At 58.5% G+C, this 17,995-nt stretch carries 8 protein-coding genes and 1 pseudogene; 2 read left to right on the forward strand and 7 right to left on the reverse strand.

Going from position 1 to position 17,995, the window contains the following annotated elements; all coding sequences use genetic code 11:
• The first annotated feature begins 23 nt into the window (after nucleotides 1-23).
• Nucleotides 24-821, forward strand: coding sequence for a sulfotransferase (locus BFV97_RS14575; RefSeq protein WP_069301127.1), 798 nt, complete (start codon nucleotides 24-26; stop codon nucleotides 819-821).
• Between the two features lie 61 nt (nucleotides 822-882).
• Here BFV97_RS14575 and BFV97_RS14580 read toward each other — a convergent pair whose 3' ends face one another.
• The 7 genes from BFV97_RS14580 to BFV97_RS14610 all read right to left on the reverse strand — a co-directional run bounded on the left by BFV97_RS14580 (nucleotide 883) and on the right by BFV97_RS14610 (nucleotide 17,033).
• Nucleotides 883-1,914: a sulfotransferase family protein gene (locus tag BFV97_RS14580; protein WP_069301128.1), complete on the reverse strand. Its 1,032-nt coding sequence runs from the start codon at nucleotides 1,912-1,914 to the stop codon at nucleotides 883-885.
• Between the two features lie 32 nt (nucleotides 1,915-1,946).
• Entirely contained in the window at nucleotides 1,947-2,780 is an 834-nt protein-coding gene (locus BFV97_RS14585; RefSeq protein WP_069301129.1) for a 2OG-Fe(II) oxygenase, read from the reverse strand.
• A gap of 116 nt (nucleotides 2,781-2,896) precedes the next feature.
• On the reverse strand, nucleotides 2,897-3,826 hold the full coding sequence (locus tag BFV97_RS14590) for a hypothetical protein (protein WP_069301130.1): 930 nt from the start codon (nucleotides 3,824-3,826) through the stop codon (nucleotides 2,897-2,899).
• A 166-nt stretch (nucleotides 3,827-3,992) separates the two neighbouring features.
• On the reverse strand, nucleotides 3,993-8,591 hold the full coding sequence (locus BFV97_RS14595; protein WP_069301131.1) for a MupA/Atu3671 family FMN-dependent luciferase-like monooxygenase: 4,599 nt from the start codon (nucleotides 8,589-8,591) through the stop codon (nucleotides 3,993-3,995).
• 4 nt (nucleotides 8,592-8,595) lie between these two features.
• Entirely contained in the window at nucleotides 8,596-9,585 is a 990-nt protein-coding gene (locus tag BFV97_RS14600; RefSeq protein WP_069301132.1) for a glycosyltransferase family 2 protein, read from the reverse strand.
• Nucleotides 9,586-16,020, reverse strand: coding sequence for a type I polyketide synthase (locus tag BFV97_RS14605; RefSeq protein ID WP_069301133.1), 6,435 nt, complete (start codon nucleotides 16,018-16,020; stop codon nucleotides 9,586-9,588).
• A gap of 269 nt (nucleotides 16,021-16,289) precedes the next feature.
• Nucleotides 16,290-17,033, reverse strand: coding sequence for a VPLPA-CTERM sorting domain-containing protein (locus BFV97_RS14610; RefSeq protein WP_083225662.1), 744 nt, complete (start codon nucleotides 17,031-17,033; stop codon nucleotides 16,290-16,292).
• A 198-nt stretch (nucleotides 17,034-17,231) separates the two neighbouring features.
• Here BFV97_RS14610 and BFV97_RS14615 point away from each other — a divergent pair.
• A pseudogene (locus BFV97_RS14615) lies at nucleotides 17,232-17,995 on the forward strand (hypothetical protein); the annotation flags it as partial.

Raw genomic sequence — 17,995 nt, forward strand, 5'->3', positions numbered from 1 at the left:
CGACGCGGGCTATTGGAAGTTTAATGGAGCGGCATTTCATCCTGACTTTGGGGCGATCCGGTAGCAACGCGCTGGTTGATGTGATCAATCAGCATCCGCAGGCGCTGAATTATGGCGAACTGCTGGGCGACTGGATGCAGATCCGCAAAATACGTGACCGGTTGGGTCTGTGGGGCGGCGATGATGCGGGGTATCTGGACGCTTTGCTGGCGGATGGCGTGCCCTTGCGGGTGGTTAACACCTTGCGCAATCTACGCAAACGCCGCGCGGGCAAGGGCGGCGAGGTGCAACGCCGCGCTAACCTGCACACCATCGGGGCCAAGGATTTTGCGACGTTTTTTCAGGCGCCCGACCTGCGGCGCTATTTTCTGGACCGTCCCGATCTCAAGGTAATCGGGCTTTATCGCGCCGACACCATCGCCCGCTTTGTGTCCTGGCAATTGCTGGATCAGACCGGCACCGTCAAACGCGATTTGAATGATACCTCCGGCCCTGCCCGGATTACGCTGGACACAAGGACCCTTCTCGCGGACATCACGCGCGTCGCAGAAGAATCTGCGCTGCTGGAGACCCTGCTGTCAGAACTGCCGGAAGACCAGGTCACACGGGTCTGTTACGAGGAGTTCTTTTTTGACGCACAGGCACAAAAGGCCACCATCAAGTCCCTTTATGCCTTTCTTGGCTTGCCGGACGCACCGGCAAACATACGTGCACGAAAGATCAACACCACACGGCTGCGCGATACGGTCCTGAATTACGACGACTGCCTGAACGCGCTTGCGGGCAGCCGGTTTTATGACGGATTTCTTGCCGCGGGATAAAGCCAGACCTGCGCGGCTGGTCCATGAGCATCTGTAAGACCCTTATGTGACGAGAAGCGCTTTAAGAAGAACCGATACGCGCTTTGATCCGCCCCAAGGCTCTTCCCAGATGGAACCTGCCAAAGCGTAGCGTGGTTCGGGTGAGGTCGGCAAAATCCGCAGGCCGCACCGGTGTCTGTTGCAGATCATACTTCAGTGCTGCCATTTCACGATGTGCAATCCTGTTGAGAATCCAGTGTTCTAACCCGGTAAGCTCATCTGGTTTGCGCGGGCCTGTCCCATGGGACGTATTGGGCTTTTCCGGCACATCTACGTCTTTGGGTGGTGTGGCCCCGAGAAAACCAGCGATCCGGTTGGCGGTCTGTTGTGGCTGGCCTACGAGGTCCTCAAACTGTACCAGCGTCAGCCCGTCGCCCAGTGTTTTGCAGTGTCGTTGATAGGATCGCACAGCCATGCGCCAGTAGATTGCATAGGCGATGGGATGATAGCGTCGCGGATCGCCATCCTGCGAGGACATCGGCATATGTTTGTAAGAGGCCAGAACCTTGTAGGGATTGCGCAGGATAAACATGAAGCGCGCCTGCGGGTAATGCTGCAGCAACTCGGGAATCCGGCGGAACGCGCCGGGCATCTTATAGCCCCAACGGGTGCAGCCGGCACGTTTTGCCAGACGGCGCATGAACTCTTCCTGCATCTCGGCCCACGATCCGGGCCGGTCTGTGAAAGCCTGTGCGAGGGCCCCGTCCAGTGCCGGGACTTCTTCTTCGGTCACATTGGGAACCGCATAAAGACCAAAGCGCAACCGCGCCCGGATTTGCCAGCCCAGATAATAGGTCAGCTTTTTGACATCCCGGGCATTCATCGGGGTGTTTACCCCGATCTCTCGCGCCTTGCGTTGGGTATAGAGATCGTCAAACACATACCAGTCGGGGATTTGTGACAGGATATGGCTGAGAAAAGAGGAACCGCTGCGGGGCATGCCAACCACGATCAACGGATCGCGGGTACAAATCTCGACAGGCAGGCGGATCGGGGCAAAAAGCGGATCGCAACTGTCAATTTTTGCGGCGCTAAATCCTGTATCATCAGCCATCCGAATGTCCTGTCAGAGGTCCGCAGAGGACTCTATTTACGCAGTTTGCGGAGCAGGTTGCGGGATTTGCGGTAAATCAGAGGGGGCACCAGTTCGCGGAGCATTCTTTGGGTCGCCTCGGAGCTTTTGGCATCATTGGTGCCGGGGCGCTGCTTGAACACGGTGGATTGAGAGACACGGGCGTCGTCCCAGGTTGAGGTGTAGTAATAGAGTGCGATGGACAGGCGCGGGTCGTCTTTGGGATGGTTTACCACTTCGGGGTTGCCGTGCATCGTGTTGTCGCCGGTTGAAAAACAGCACATCCGGTTCATCACCGGGGCAAAGGACGCCACTTTTTTGGACATGTCATTGGTCCAGACCTCAAAGGAGCCGCCGTATTCTTCTTTCCAGTCGGGATTGAGATAGATCAGCAGGTTCAGGCGGCGTTCCAGATTCATGATCGAATGGTGGTTGAAATCCGCATGGATATCGAGAAATCCGCCGGTGTTGGTACGGTGAATGCCACCGCCCAGATAATAGGGATCGGGGATCAGCCCCTTTATGCCCGACATTCTCTCCAGAAACTGGATGAAAGGGCGCGACGAGAGCGCGTGGAACACGGACTTGGTATAGGTTGGCAGACGATCAGGATTGTAAGAGGTCTTGAGTTTTTCGTTCTCGCTGGCGTTTTCCGCTGGCTTGTCGCCCATAGCCAAAGCTTCCTCGCGCACCCGTTCCAGTATTTCTGGCGGCAGGAAATTGTCCACGCAGGTGTAATGATAGGGCGTCTTGGATTGGTATTCAGTGGCAATGCTGTCACCGATTTCTTTTGCCTTTTGATGGGTGATCGTCAGGGTTTCTGGGTCGAGTGGAAAAAATGCAGACACGGGTATATACCAATAAAAAATGAAGATTGAGTAACATTAGGAGGGACCGCGCGGGTCAAAAAGTCAAGATTCGTTTAAGAGACAGAGCGTTTCGAAATGAGCACCCGCCCATAGTGTCAGCCCTCCGGAACACCTGTCATCGGATCCTGCGAGACCACCTGCCAGACGATCTTTTGCATCAGTCGCGCGGCCGCAGGACCGGGATCGTCCGCCGGAGTTCCATCGGCCCGTTGCAGGGTATGGGGGAGTCCTGTCGGGTCGCGCTGGTAAAGAACTGCATAATGGGTGAGCGCCATCAGGTAGGCGCCGTAGTCGTTGAAATGGATATCGTCCTTGAACAGATCACCATGCTGGGCCAGCGGGCCGACGGCGCCTCCGGTTTCCAGTGCACGGGAGAGGGCGGCCATGACCGAACCACCGGGGATCACATAGATCGGGCGCAGCGGATCACTCCGGGCGAGGGCAGGGCGCAGCACAGCATCCTCCCAATAGAGAGTCCGGTCGCGGTCCAGCCGCACCCGCCAGCCGGCAGGGTCATTCAACTGATGCCAGGTTTCATAAAGATAGACCACCATACCGGCCTCTTGGCCTTTGGCGGCCCAGCGGTGCAGATACGTGGGGGTGTCATGGTAGCGGATTGCGTCTGCGATTTCGACCATTTCGGTCAGCACCAGCGCGTCATAGGTGCCGGAGGCCAGTGCTTCATCGGGGTCACGATAGGCGGCATGGGCGTTTTCGGCTTCAAATCCTTTAACCGGCACATCCGGCTCCCAGTGGGATCGCAACGTCGCGCCCCAACCAAGCTGGCTGGCGTAGCCGTGCCCCGCACCCGCCAGTTGCGCGAGCATCGCCGGCATATCCCGCCCTACAAGGCTATGGCCCAGATGGTATACCTGACGCGAACCCTGCGGCGCAGGGGCCGGAGTGTCGTAAAGGGCTGCAAAGGTCTGCGGGTCCAGCGGCGCAGGCTGGCGGCTGTAAAGGCCAAGCGCTGCAAGGATGAATAGCGCCGGAGCGATCAGGATCTTTTTCAGACGGTAGCGCATGATGGACCGGAAAGAGGTTTGAGGAGGAATGCCACGGGTTTCAGTTTGATGCTGCCCGCGGATAAGGGCAACAGATCAAAGCAAGGCACCTTCGGGGGCAAGCCGGTTTGCCCCTGGCCGACAGAAATCCCCGGCAGGTCACACAGGGTTGCCCCGCATGGAAGGCTCATCGGCTTTGCCGCTGTTTGCGCATCTCACGCCGCCGTGCCATGGCATCGGTGAGCGTGCCCCCTGCTGGGGGCACGGGAGTTACGGGGGCGGTTTGCGCGGGCTGGGGAACCGCCGCGACCGGGGGGGCTTTGGGCGCAGTGTTTCCGGCTTTCTTGGCGACGATCTCTGACAGGGCGCCAAGGGTCGGGGCGCGAAAAATATCGGTGATCGAGAGCTTTTGCACGCCAAGCCTCGCGCGGATTTCCCGATGCGCCTGTACCGCCAGCAGCGAGTGACCGCCCAAGTCAAAGAAGCTGTCTTTGGGGCCAATCTGCCCGACCCCGAGGATTTCGGACCATATTTCAGCGATCTTCTGGCTGATTTCAGCCTCAGAACCCAGATCGACCGCCGCTGCCTTCGGCGCCGCTTTTGTCGCTGTAGCTGTGGTTGGTGTTGGTTTCACAACGATTGGGGCGGCTTTACCCGATACAGGCGCGGGCAGGGCCTTACGATCGACTTTCTTGTTCGGGGTCAACGGAAAGGCCTCCAGCGTCACGAAATGACGCGGCACCATGTATTCGGGCAGGGATCTGAGCATTTCGGCGCGCAAAGCGGCTTCATCTATGTTCGCTTCCGTCAGCATATAGCCGACCAGCTGCACCCCCCCCGGCGTATCTTCCCGTGCCATAACAACGGATTGCTGGACACCGTCAAACCGGTCCATGACGCTTTCGATTTCGCCCAGTTCCACACGGTAGCCGCGCAGTTTGACCTGAAAATCCGCACGTCCCAGAAAGTGCAACCGCCCGTCCGGTTCCCAGCGCACCAGATCGCCGGTACGATACATGCGCCCCCGCCCCGCAGAGTTAGGGTCAAGGGCCTTGAAGGGATCTGTCACAAAACGCTCCGAGGTGAGCGCGTCCCGCTGGAAGTAGCCCCGCGTCACACCGGCCCCTGCGATATACAACTCGCCCGGCATACCAATGGGCCGGGGTTCCATATCCTCGCCCAACACATAGACTTGTGTATTGGCGATCGGGGTGCCGATGGGCACTGCGCCCTGGCCCGGCGCGGCTGTCTGTGTGGTGGACCAGATTGTGGTTTCGGTCGGGCCGTACATGTTTTCCACGTGCCCCCCTGTAAGGGTGCGCAATTCATCGGCCAGCGCCCCGGGCAAAGCCTCACCGCCCACCATCAAATGGTCGAGCTGGCGTAAAGCGGTCCTTGCCTCTTCGTTCATGGCCAGCATTTGTGCCATGGACGGGGTGCATTGGAGATGGGTGACGTTATGGCGCAAAATCTGCGCCGCAATGGAATAATCGTCGTCCGCCACCGTTTGATTGCTGGCAGCGACCACCTGTGCAAGCGGCTTCAAGCCTTCCAGCACGTGATCCACGTCGATGCCGTAATCAATCAGGCAGGCGATCTCGGTGACGCCGATGGCTTTGACCTCAGCGACCCGTTCAATCGCGTCCTCAACCGTGCCAAACAGCCCGGAGTCGTTGAAATACCGTTCAAAGGCGAAATCGAGGATACCTTCCATTTCCTCGGCATTCAGCGACGCCAGATCAATCTGCATCGGGTTCTCAACCCCTTTGGGTTTCTTGAAGGCCGGAAAAGCCCATGCGTATTGTTTGATCAGGCCGGCGGCGGCCCGCAGGTAATCCTTCATAGGCTCGCGGGCAATCTCGCGGGCCTGCTCGCGGGTGTCCGCAAGAAAGCTGTGCAGCATCAGAGTGACGGAAAAATCATCGGGATTATGGCCCGCTTCGCGCAGGGCGGCGTGGTAGATGGCAATTTTCTCCGCAACCTCATCGACGCTTTGTCCCAGAAGATGGGTCAGCACGTTGCAACCGTTTTCTCCGGCCTCTTTCCAAGTGGCAGGATTGCCAGCGGTCGTGACCCAGACATTCAGTGTCTTGGAGACGGGACGGGGTTGGGTGACAACACCATGCATCTCGCCGTTCTGGCGGGGAAATTCTACTGTCTCTCCGGCCCAGAGCTTGCGCAGGTCACGGATGGCCTCAAACATCGCCGGTTTGTTGTTCGGGGGCGTGTTTTCGGGACGCAGCACAAAGTCGTCAGGCTGCCAGCCGGAGGCTATAGCAATTCCACTCCGCCCGTTTGTCAGATTGTCGATGACGGCCCATTCTTCAGCGATACGCGCGGTATGGTGCAATGGGGCGACGCAGGAACCGGCCCGCACAGCAAGGTTACGGGTGACGGCTGCGACCGCTGCCCCTGTGACCGAAGGGTTCGGATAGGGGCCGCCAAAGGCGTGGAAATGCCGCTCAGGGGTCCAGACTGCGCAAAAGCCGTTTTTGTCGGCAAACTGTGCGCCCTCCAGAAGCGAGCGGTATTTGTCGCGGCCGACGCCATCGTCATTGCCCCAGTAAAACAGGCTGAAGTCCATGCCGACACCGGCTGCGGGGCCGTCGCCTGAGACCAAGGCGCGGCTTTCATCGCCCGAGATGACCAGTTTGAAACCGCGCGCAAGGGTCCAGAATAATTCCAGCACCGAAATGTCAAAGGACAAGCTGGTCACAGCCATCCAGACGCCGGGGGGGGAATGGGAAATACGGTCGTCCATTCCGGTAAAGAAGTTTGCCACATTGCGGTGTTCGACCATCACGCCTTTGGGGGTGCCGGTCGATCCGGAGGTGTAGATCAAATAAGCCATGTGGTGGCCTGCAACGTCTGAAACAGGATTGCCGGCTTCGCTTTCTGGCGACACTGTATCGACCCGTATGATCTCGGCGGATGTTCGGGGCAGGTTGGCGGCCAAAGCGCTGTCGGTGATGATGACTTTGGTGCCGCTGTCCTCAATGAAGAACTCTGTACGGCTGGCTGGATAGACCGGATCGAGTGGCAGATAGGCACCGCCTGCCTTCAGGATCGCAAGGGCTGCGACCAGCAGAGCCGAGGAGCGGGGCAGGTGCAGGCCTACAATCACATCGGGGCCAACGCCTTTGGCTTGCAGGATGCGGGCAAGTTGATTGGCTTTCCCGTTCAACTGCGCATAGCTGAGGCTTTCGCCCTCAAAAGCCAGTGCCTCTGCCTCAGGGGTGCGTTCGACCTGCGCTTCAAACGCCTGATGGATACATTGGGATTCGGGAAAGTCTGTTGCGGTGGCGTTCCAGTCGAACAGCACTTGCTGGCGTTCGGCGTCGGGCAGGATGGTGGGGGTTTCGCCTTTGGCGATCTGGGCGGCCATATGGGTTAATCGGGCCGCCATAAGGGTGGCAGCCTCGGCCGTGATTTTGCCGGTATCGGCGTGCAAGGTCGTACCTGCAACAGTCAGGGCCGTGCCGGAGATATAGGCATCATCCGAGAGTCCCAAGGCAGGGATTGCGACATCACCGGGCATCCGGGCAAGCAAGTCGGCGGCAAAGGGGCCGCGGGCTCTGGCTGCGGCGGGGTCAGAGCCTGCGCGCAGCGGCACCCAATCGGACAAGTAGCCGGAATGGTCATGGGGCAGACCCAGAGCCAAATCGACAGGGTCTTCAGCCAGCGCACTGCCCAAATGCATCAATGCGCGCGCCAGATGGTCGTGATCACCGGCAAGCGGAATGGCGACGATCTCGCCGGACGGGGCGCCCATGTCGATCAGCGGCAGGGCGACAGGGGACATGGCTTCTAGGGTGTGGCGCCAGTCTTCTTCGGTTTTCAGCGTGGCTTTCAGGGCTGCAGTCAGGGCCTCGGCCTCGGTTGTATCAAGGGTGGGCAGCACATCCCCCACGGCCGCGATCCGCGAGGGCGCAACCGGCGTGCCGTAAGCATCACACAATTTGCTTAAAGTTACGGGCGCCGTGGCGGTAGCGACGGTCAGGCTGTCACTGTCCAAGGCGATCACGGTTCCTGCGCTGGCATCGGCAGAGCTTTTGCCGGCTTCGGCCTTGCCCACCAGAAAGACACCGGCGGCAGAGGCGAGTTTGGGACAGGACAGCGGGTTCCAGTAAGCGCCATGATCCAACGCCCGGACCAAAGTGGTGATCTGTCGCGCACTCCGGCTGAAATCAAGCCGTGCGGCGTTCTCTGGCCGGTCGTTCTTGGAAAAATAGCTGCGCTGTGACAGGTCTTGGGCCGTGGTGACAGGGGCCTCTGTTGCCAGTTTCTCGATGACTGTGGCAAAGCTGTCGATGGCCGCAGCATAGCATTTGGTGTTCAGGGTCAGTGCGGTTTCGTCCGGGCTGATGTCAAAGAAGCTTTGTGCCAGTAAATCCCCTTCGTCGACGCCGCCCGAAATCATGTGCCAGCTTACGCCGTATTCAGCCTCACCGTTCAGCAATGCCCAGACCGGAGCGTTCAAACCTGCATAGCGCGGCAGGGGGCCGTCATGAAAATTCAGCGCCCCGCGAAGGGGCAGCGCCAATACAGCCTCAGGGATCATATCAAGATTGGCAATCGACATCAGCCAGTCGAATTCCATTCCGCCAAGGGCCGCACCAAGATCGGTGTCAGGGCTATGCAGCACCAGCCCTGCGTCCTTTGCCCAGTCCGCCACATCAGGGTGGCGGGTCACAACGGCGACGACCGTATGGCCTGCTTCGCGCAGCATCTCACCACATTGAATGGTCAGCGTTTCATTACCAATAACAACGGCGCGATAGGACATGGGGTTAATCTCCGGTTTGCGAACGGGCCTTGATCGTGTGGTCTCGTTTAGAGGTAAAAAGTTGGGCGATATCGTGACGGGCAAGGGTGCGCAGGAAATGCGGCGCGCCGCCATGTGGTTTGCGGGTCACTTTGCAGCGCAGCCAGTGCAGCCCGCCACCGCTCAGGTGCAGGGCCGTGGCCAAAGCGGTATAAGCGCGCCCGTGGTTTTTTGTGAAATAATGCCAGCGCGAGTTGAACCAGTAATCCGGCACGCGGGACCATTCCTTCATCCCTGTAGACACCGATCCCAGATGGGTAACGACGCTGTCTTGCAGAAACATCACCCTGTGACCTGCCTTCTGGGCGCGGCGACACAGGTCTGTTTCTTCAAAATACAAAAAGAAGGTTTCGTCAAAAAGGCCGATTTCGTCCAGCACGTCCTGACGCATCATCACCGAGGCCCCCGCCAGCCAGTCGACAGGCCCGGAGCTGTTGCGAGGATCGGGCACGCGATGGGATTTCAACAGGCGGCTGACGGGGCCCAGTTTCACAGAGCGTTCAAACTCGCTCCAGAAGGAAGGGAAGCGGAAGGTGGTGATGTGACGTATCTCGTCCTCACCCTCTATATAGCTGCCAGCGAAACCGGTGCCGGGTGTGGTGTTCAGATGGTCGTAAAGCACCCGGATGGCCCGTGGTTTGGGGAAGGCATCCGAGTTCAGAATATAGACGTAATCGGGGCGTGATCCATCCGAAAGCCCGGCCCGGATGCCAACGTTATTGCCCGCGCCATAGCCCCCGTTATGGCCCGACTGGATGACCCTGACATTGTCCCGGCCCTGCGCCGTCACACGGGCGCTCAGGGTTTCGTACGACCCGTCCTGACTGTCATTATCCACAACCAGAATTTCACCAGGCAGACCCTCCATCGCTCTGTGGGCGGCTTCAACGGCCTTCAGGGTCATTTCAGCGGTTTTGTAATTCAGAATGATGGTCAGAATGGTCGGGTCAGACATTTATTCGGCGGCTTCCTGAAATTGGATCTGATCGCGGGGGCGTTCCAGATACCGGCGGATGCGGGCAGCAAGCACGCGCACATTGGGTTCCAAAACCATGGAATCGTGATCGCCGGGCACCTCGAATATCTGGATATCGGGGGCGAATTTGCCCCAGTCGTTATCGTCATAGAGATAGACGCGCTCATGGCTGATCAACCTGTCGCCTACGGTCCATTTGGGCGCAAGTTGCGGGCGGAACAGCGCCAGCGTGCCATCCCAGGCTTGCACCTGATAGGCACCGACGCTTTCCAGAAACGCATCCTGAATGGCGACGTTGTGGAATTGCTGGCCGTCTTCGGCGGTTTCCTCGCGGGTCTGACGCTTGCGCATTTCCCAGGCAATGCGGTCGCGGGCCCAGTCGCGGAAATACCCCAGCCCGCCCTTGCGGATATCCTGTAACTTGATCCTCAGCCTGTCGGCTTTTTCTATTCCGGGACGCACCGGCAGGGGGGTGTCCAGCAAGACCAGCGCTGCGATTTCTTCGCCATCTGCGCGCAGTTGCCGGGCTATTTCAAACGCGGTGATGCCACCCCCTGAAAACCCGCCCAGATGATAGGGGCCATGGGGCTGCACCTGACGCATCTCGGCGATGTAGTCGGCCGCAGCGGATTCAATCGTGCGATGGGGCGGATCGTCCCCCAGCAATCCGCGCGCCTGAAGCCCGTAGAACGGACGGTCACTGCCAATCAGATGGGCCAGATGGCGCAGGTTCAACACATTGCCAAACATCCCTGCCACAAGGAAAAAGGGTGGTTTATGCCCGCCTTCGCCCTGATGCATCGCGACCAGATGGGTGAAACGGCGGGGCGGGGCTTTGGGTTTATCCGCTACTGCCGCCTCGTCGCTATCGCCATCCGTGACACCGCGTGCAGCAATCAATTCGGCGCATTTGCGGATTGTGGGGGCTTCAAACAGCACGGATATCGGGAAATCGACCTGATAGGCTTTGCGGATCTGTGCAAACAGCCGCACGGCGATCAGGGAATGGCCGCCAAGATCAAAGAAACTGTCCTCGACTCCGATCTGATCGACGCCCAGAAGGTCCTGCCAGAAGGCGGCGAGGCGTTCTTCGATGGCATTCGAGGGGGCCACAAAATCACTGTCCAGTTGTGGCCGCGAGAATTTCTGGCTGTCTTCGGTGTCGGTATCGTCAGATTGTCCGGCCTGTGTGATAAGCGCGTTCAGATCGAGCGAGGACAGGATGATCTGGCGGTGCGTTCCCATCAATGCTTGCAGGAACAGGTCGGCGCCTTCTTCGGCCCGGATCCCCTGCGACAGATTGTGGCGCAGCCGTTCTTCGGCGGGCGACAGGGGGCGTGCAGTATCGTCGGGCGCTTGCGACGGGGCTTCGTCCTGCGCACCAAAGCCCGAAATTTCTTCCATCTGGCGGATTGAGAAGCCGCTGATTTCCACGCAGACCGTCCCGTCGGGGGCTGCGAGTGTGATGTCAAAGCTGGCGATATCCCCGTCCGAGGTGTTGTCACCCGCGTTGCGCACCCAGCTGACAATTTCGCCGGGCAGCGGTGCGTAAACCTTGACCGAGCGGTAACTGACCGGCACCCAGAGGTGCTGGCTGGCATAGCCCGCAATCAGTTCCATTGCCCAACCTGTCGCCAGATCCATCAGGCCGGGATGCAGCAGATAGCCCTGATCCGTGTCTTTTGCAGCGGCAGCGGGCAGTTTCAGACGTGCGATGCCTTCGCCGTCCCCGAGCGCAGTGGATTGCAAAACACGCCAGCGCGAACCAAAATTCAGATGCGCCTCTTGGGGGGAGGTGATCCAGCCTGTTTCCCCTGCCTCAACCGGCGGGTTACAGCGGGCGGTGATGGCCGCGACATCCAGCGGGGCTGGTGCTGCCAGAGGCAGGATTTGCAAGCTGGCTTGGGCGTTTTGCGCAAACCCTCCCTGTCCGCCGCTTTCCACCAGAAACCCGTAACCCGCATCGCTGCGCGGCAGGGTCAGGCGCAAATCAACCGCGCCCGCATCGCCCACCGCAAAGGGGCGCAGGAAATACAGGTCGCGAATTTCAAAGGCTGCCGTTTCCCCCATGGCATGCAGCGCCTCGATTGCCATTTCCAGATAGCCGGTGCCCGGAACCAACGCATCGCCGGCCTTGGTGCGGTGCTCGTCCAGAAACCAGCGGTCGGCCACAGTGTAGCTTGCGGTAAAGACCCTGTTTCCGGCGCGGTCAAACGTGGCCTGATCCAGCATGGGGGCGTTTATCTCGTGAACTTCCGGGGGGGTGGCACTGCCGGTGCGCGCCTCCATTGCGTCGGCGGCCATGCCCACATCGGCCCAGATGCCCCAGTTTATCGCCCGCACACGGGTCTGGTCGCCGCTGCGGGATTTGGCGTAGGCATTAAGATATTCATTGGCGGCCACGTAATCCACCTGCCCGATCGGGGCTGTCGCGGTGGAACTGGAGGCAAACAGCACGAGCCAGTCCAGCGTCCCGTCCGGAAACACTTCGTCCAGCACATTGGTGCCGTGGATTTTAGGGGCAAAGACGTCTTCGATACTGGTGACATCCTTGGTCATGATTGGCGCGTCGTCGATATGGCCGGCAGCATGGATGATGCCGTTGATCGTACCCAGCTCGGCTTCAATCGCGGATTTTGCATCGCGAATGTCTTCTACATTGCTGATATCGGCAGCGAAGGTCATGATGGTTCCGCCCAGTGCCTCAAGTCGCTGCAGGGCTGTAATCCGGCGGGCAAGCGGGGCTGTAGCCGCTGTGTTCTTCAGGACCCTGTCCCAGGTTTCGCGCGGTGGCAGGGGGCTGCGCGCAACCAGCGCCAGCTTTGCACCTGCACGTTTGATCAGGGTCTCGGCCAGCGTCAGCCCGATGCCGCCAAAGCCGCCGGTAATCATATAGACCCCGCCCTGTTTCAACACGGGGAGTTCCCCCTCGGGGGGATCGTCCAACGGGGCGGGACGATAGGTCAGGGCATAACGTTTGCCCCCCCGTATCAGGGCGGTGTCATTGTCCGGCTCCGCCAATGCGTCCTCAAGGATATGATCGACCAGTTGGTTAACCTGATCCTCGGGCAGGGCATATTTCTTGGGCCCGGACCGGGGCGGCAGGGTAATGTCGAGCGTTGAGACCGTCAGATGCGGAAACTCGCGCGGGATCACACGGGCCGGACCTGCAAGGGTTGCCTTTTCAGGGTGGGGCAGGGGTTCGTCCCTGTGCTGTGCCGCGCCATTGCTGAGCGCCAGAATATGGATGTCTTCGGGCAGGTCTTCGCCGCCAATCGCCTGAGCGAGGAAAAACAGGCTATAGAACCCCTGTTCCTGCACCCGATGGAAAAAGCTGGAACCGGGGCGGAAACTTTCGTCAGGGGTGATCATCCAGCCGTGCAGGATACGGGTGGGGATCAGATCGCGGGTGTTGAGGTCTGATATCAGGGCGTCATAGCTTTCGCGGCCCCGTTCGGGGGCAATGAAATAGCCGCCCTCTCCATCCCGGGAAAAAGTGTCTCCGGTGCGCACGGTGATCACGTCATGACCAGCGGCACGCAGTCGTTTTGCGGCCGCAGTCACCAGCCCTGCCTCATCGGTGAAGGCCAGCCAGACCTGTTTTTCCGCCTCGGACAGATCGCCCGTCACATCCACGTCACAGGCAGCATAACGCGGCACCCATGCGGGTCTGTAACCCCAGTTTTCAGGCGTGTCGCTCCGGGTCAGCCATTGCGCATCGGCATCGGATTTGGCCATGCCGGGTTCAATGAAATAGGCAGCATGCTGGAAGGCATAGGTGGGCAAAGGCACGCGGTGACGGGGAACGCCGCCCCAGATCTGATCCCAGTCAAATGTTCCGCCCACAGCCCAGATCCGGCCCAGCATCGCCATGAAATAGGCGTCATCGGCCACGTCATCCTGCTGGTGGCGCAGGGTGTTCACAATTTGATTGGCCTGTACCTTATCGTGTTGCCCCGCCAGCGCGGACATCGCCCGTCCCGGCCCGACCTCAATGAAGACCCGTTCGTCTTTTGACGCAAGGGTGCTCAGGCAATCGGCAAAATGCACCGTGCCGCGGAGGTGTCCAACCCAGTAGTCGGGGTCTTGTGCCTGTGCATCAGTGATGAAATCGCCGCTGCGGTTGGATGTAAACGGAATCTGCGGTGCCTTCAGGGGGATTGCGCGCAGATAGTCGCCAAAATCTTTCAGAATAGGTTCCAGCATCCGCGAATGGGCGGCGATATCAATCGGAATGCGCTGGCAGTCGATACCGTCGGCTTTCAATCGCGCTTCAAGAACATCCAGTGCGGCCTGCGGTCCGGTCGCCACGCTAAGGGAAGGTGCATTCACCGCCCCGAGATCCAGTTCATCCCCTAAAAGCGGTTCAAGCTGGTCTGCGGGCAGGGCGATGGACAGCATGCCCCCCGCAGGAACGGTGTCAAACAGCTTGCCGCGCAAGTGAACAAGGCCGATGCAATCTTCAAATGACATCACCCCTGCCACGCAAGCAGCAGTGTTTTCCCCCATGGAGTGTCCTACAAGCGCAGCAGGCGTGACGCCCCAGCTGATCCAGAGCTGCGCCAGCGCATATTCCACAATCATAATCAGCGGCAGTTGCACCGAAGGCTGCGTCAGCCGGGAGTCGGCGGCTTCTTCGGCCCCCGGTTCGGGCAACCACAGCGCGCGGATGTCGTAATCCAGCTTGGGTTGCAGAATTTCCAGACCCTTATCCATCCATTCGGTAAAAACGGGTTCGGTCTCATAGAGATCGCGGGCCATGCCTGCATATTGGGCGCCGCCGCCCGGAAACATAAAGACGTAATCGGGATCATCGCCCAAAACGCTGTGGGAAAATGCGCGACGTGGATCGTTCTTTTCCAGCTGGTCAGCGGCGTCTTCGTGGCTTTCGGCCACGATCACCCTGCGGCGTTCAAAGCCCCGCCGCCCGTTTTTCAGGGTCCATGCGATATCGGCCAGATCCTGTTCGGGATGGGCCCGCAGATGTGCTGCCAGCCGGGCAGCATTTCCGTCAAGTGCTGCCTTGTTGCGCCCCGATACAGTCAGAATCTGAAACGGCCAGTCCGAGGGCTGCGTTTCTGCCCGGTCCGGGGCTTCTTCCAGCACCACATGGGCATTGGTGCCGCCAACGCCCAGAGAATTGACTCCGGCGCGGCGGGGGCCTTTGTGACTGATCCAGTCTGTTAGCTGATCATTGACGCGAAAGGGGGTTGTTTCAAAATCAATCGCAGGATTGGGTTTCTCATAGCCCAAGGACGCCGGGATCTGTTTGTGATGGAGCGCTAACGACGTCTTGATCAGACTGGCCACACCGGCGGCAGTATCCAGATGGCCGATGTTGGTTTTTACCGATCCCAAACGGCAAAATCCGACCTCTTGTGTGGTTTCGTTAAAGGCTTGCGTCAGTGCGGCCACCTCAATCGGGTCGCCCAGATAGGTGCCGGTGCCGTGACATTCGACATAGTCGATGGTGTCGGCAGGGGTGTCAGCGATCATCTGTGCTTCGGCAACGGCTTCGGCCTGACCATCCACCGAAGGCGCAAGATACCCCGCCTTTGCCGCGCCGTCATTGTTGATCGCGGAACCTTTGATCACCGCCCAAATGTGATCGCCATCGGCAATCGCGTCTTTCAGGCGACGCAGAACCACAACGCCGGCGCCCGATCCGAACACCGTGCCCTGTGCGCGGTGGTCAAAAGCATGGCAATGACCGTCCGGCGACAGCACTTCGCCTTCTTTATAGATATAGCCGCGATCCTGTGGCAGTTCGATCGTGACACCGCCCGCCAGAGCCGTGTCACATTCGCCCGACAACAGGGCTTGCGTGGCGTAATGGGTGGCAACCAAGGAGGTGGAACAGGCGGTTTGTACGTTTACCGAAGGCCCTTTCAGGTCAAAGATATGGCTGACCCGCGTAGAGAGAAAATCCTTGTCGTTCCCTGTGTGTCGTAACAGGAACATTCCAACGTTATCAACGAGATCCTGATTGGAGCAGATGTTGAAATAAAAGTAGCTGCCCATACCACAGCCGGCAAAAACCCCGATAGGCCCGCGTGTGTCTTCAGGGATGTGTCCGGCGTTTTCCATCGCCTCCCATGCGACCTCGAGGAAGTGACGGTGTTGGGGGTCCATAATCGCAGCTTCTTTGGGGGACAGCCCGAAAAATTCCGCATCAAAATTCTGATAGCCCTGTAGCGGGGCGGCGGCAGCTACGTAATCGGGCCGGTTCAGCCGATGTGCCATCTCACCGGCGGCGAGCAGCTCTTCGGAGCTATAGGAGCGGATCGACTCGATGCCGTTGCGCAGGTTTTCCCAATAGGATGCTACAGTATCAGAACCGGGCAAATGGGCCGCCATACCGACAATGGCGACGTCGGTTTCAGCGAATGTATTCTGTGTGCTACCCGTACCCATCAAATAACCGTATATAATAAAACACTCTTTTCTCCTACCTATCTGTGCCCACAGGCAGAATTATGTCAATTAAAACAAAATAGGGAAATTCTGTTCGGAAGACCCGATTTTGCAACACTGTGGGGGCGGCCGGAGCGACCTCCCTTTTGCAGAGCAGGTTGAGAGATCCTATCCCGGAAAGACATTCTTCCAATCAGGGGTCATACCATAAAATCCCGGGATGCAATCCACTTGGTAACGGTTCCCTTGTTCGACACACTACGTTGTTTTCAAACGTATTTGCGGCGCCGGCGCCGGGCGGCAAATGCCAGAGCCCCAAGGCCGGTTAGAAGCAGTCCCATACCGGCAGGCAGAGGCACTTGTGACAGCAAAGCCAAGTCGCTCGGGGTTGCCAGAACGTCCAGATCCGCGCGCCATGAAATGCCGCCCAGTTGCCCACCCCCGTCAAGTCCGGTGAAATCAAGGTCCAACTGTGTGAATGCATCCTCGCCGGTCATATGATTGCCAATCCGGACATGGCCGCTGTAATGCGCACCGATCACCCCTGTTAATGCATCGCCTCCAGCGCTTACGTTGAACTCGATCCCGATCTTGGTGGTCGGAGAGTTCCGCACATCGCTGTCGGGATATTCGCCAGCATCAAAAATTACATTTGCCCTGCCCATATTCACCGTCAGGTTGGTGAGAAGCTTGCTGGCGTTCATCGAGAAGGTGTTGCTGTTATCGTAGGTGAAGGAGAGGTCCGGGCTTTCGTGATCAACACGCACCGAGAATATATTCGATGTATGCTGGATGAACTCCCAGTTTTCCGTGGTGCCATCGCCAAACCTTGCCAGAACAGTCGCCCCGACCAGATCAGAGCGATACGTGGCTGTCCGGGTTCCGACACCGTCTATGGATTTATAGGTCGGACGCAGATCGTAGGTCACGTCGACTGTAGCTGCATGTGCAGGCATAACGGCGGCCCAAGCCAGCAGGCAGGCGGCAACTATGGGTTTGTGAAATAATCTCATGATTCCCAACTAAACTAATTTTGTAATTAAATTAGAATTATCTTAGGCAAATCGGGGACAACTTGCAATATTGATTGCAGGTACCATCTGGAAACGCGCTGTTTCCGGATGGGACTGTCAATTACCATAAGCCCTGTTCGCAAAAGCAGGATCACTTCTTTTATTTGAGACAATCCTAATTCTGAAACGGGGTCGACTATGTCCATAGATGATAATGCAGCTGCCCGAACCACGCTTTCGACATTTGTTTTCGGACATAGCCTGATTTACCACCACGCAGATCACGGGGGGTCCGATCAGACCAATGTGCCTTACTGGATGGATGCCTTTGCGGATGCAGCAGGGACGGATTTTTCTGTGTCAGGCCAGTTTGGTCAATTGGAAAAACACGTTAAAAAATTGCCCCCGAAGGCGACTTGGTCGTGGCGTTTTGACGGGGTGGATGCGGCGTGGACTTCCGCAGCGAAGACCTTTTCCGAGGCAGATTTTGACTCGATCCTGATCACTCCGGCGAATTACATCCAAAATCTCGATCCAAATGACCCGATTTACAGCCTGCCCCGTTCTGCTGTCAGCTATACGCTTGAAATCATTGATTATGCGGTCACGCAGGAACCCGGAATTGACATCTATATCTACGAAAACTGGCCGGATATGCGGCGGGTGATTGATGACAATGTATTTCCGGCCAATACAGCGGAGCTGGCGGCATATCACAATCTGACACTGACAGAGCATGCCGCCTGGTTTGATGAATACCACGATGAATTGTCAGCGGCCCGTCCGGACGTCAATATCATCTCCATTCCGGTCGGACCGATCATCTCTCAACTGCTGAGCGAAACGCCTCTGTCGGGAATTCCCGTTCAGGCGCTTTATCAGGATATTGCACCGCACGGGACAGAGACGCTTTATTTTCTGGCCAGCGTCATCACCTATTCCGCGATGTATGGCACCCTGCC

This window comes from Neptunicoccus sediminis (assembly GCF_001719615.1).
Classification (GTDB): domain Bacteria; phylum Pseudomonadota; class Alphaproteobacteria; order Rhodobacterales; family Rhodobacteraceae; genus Amylibacter; species Amylibacter sediminis.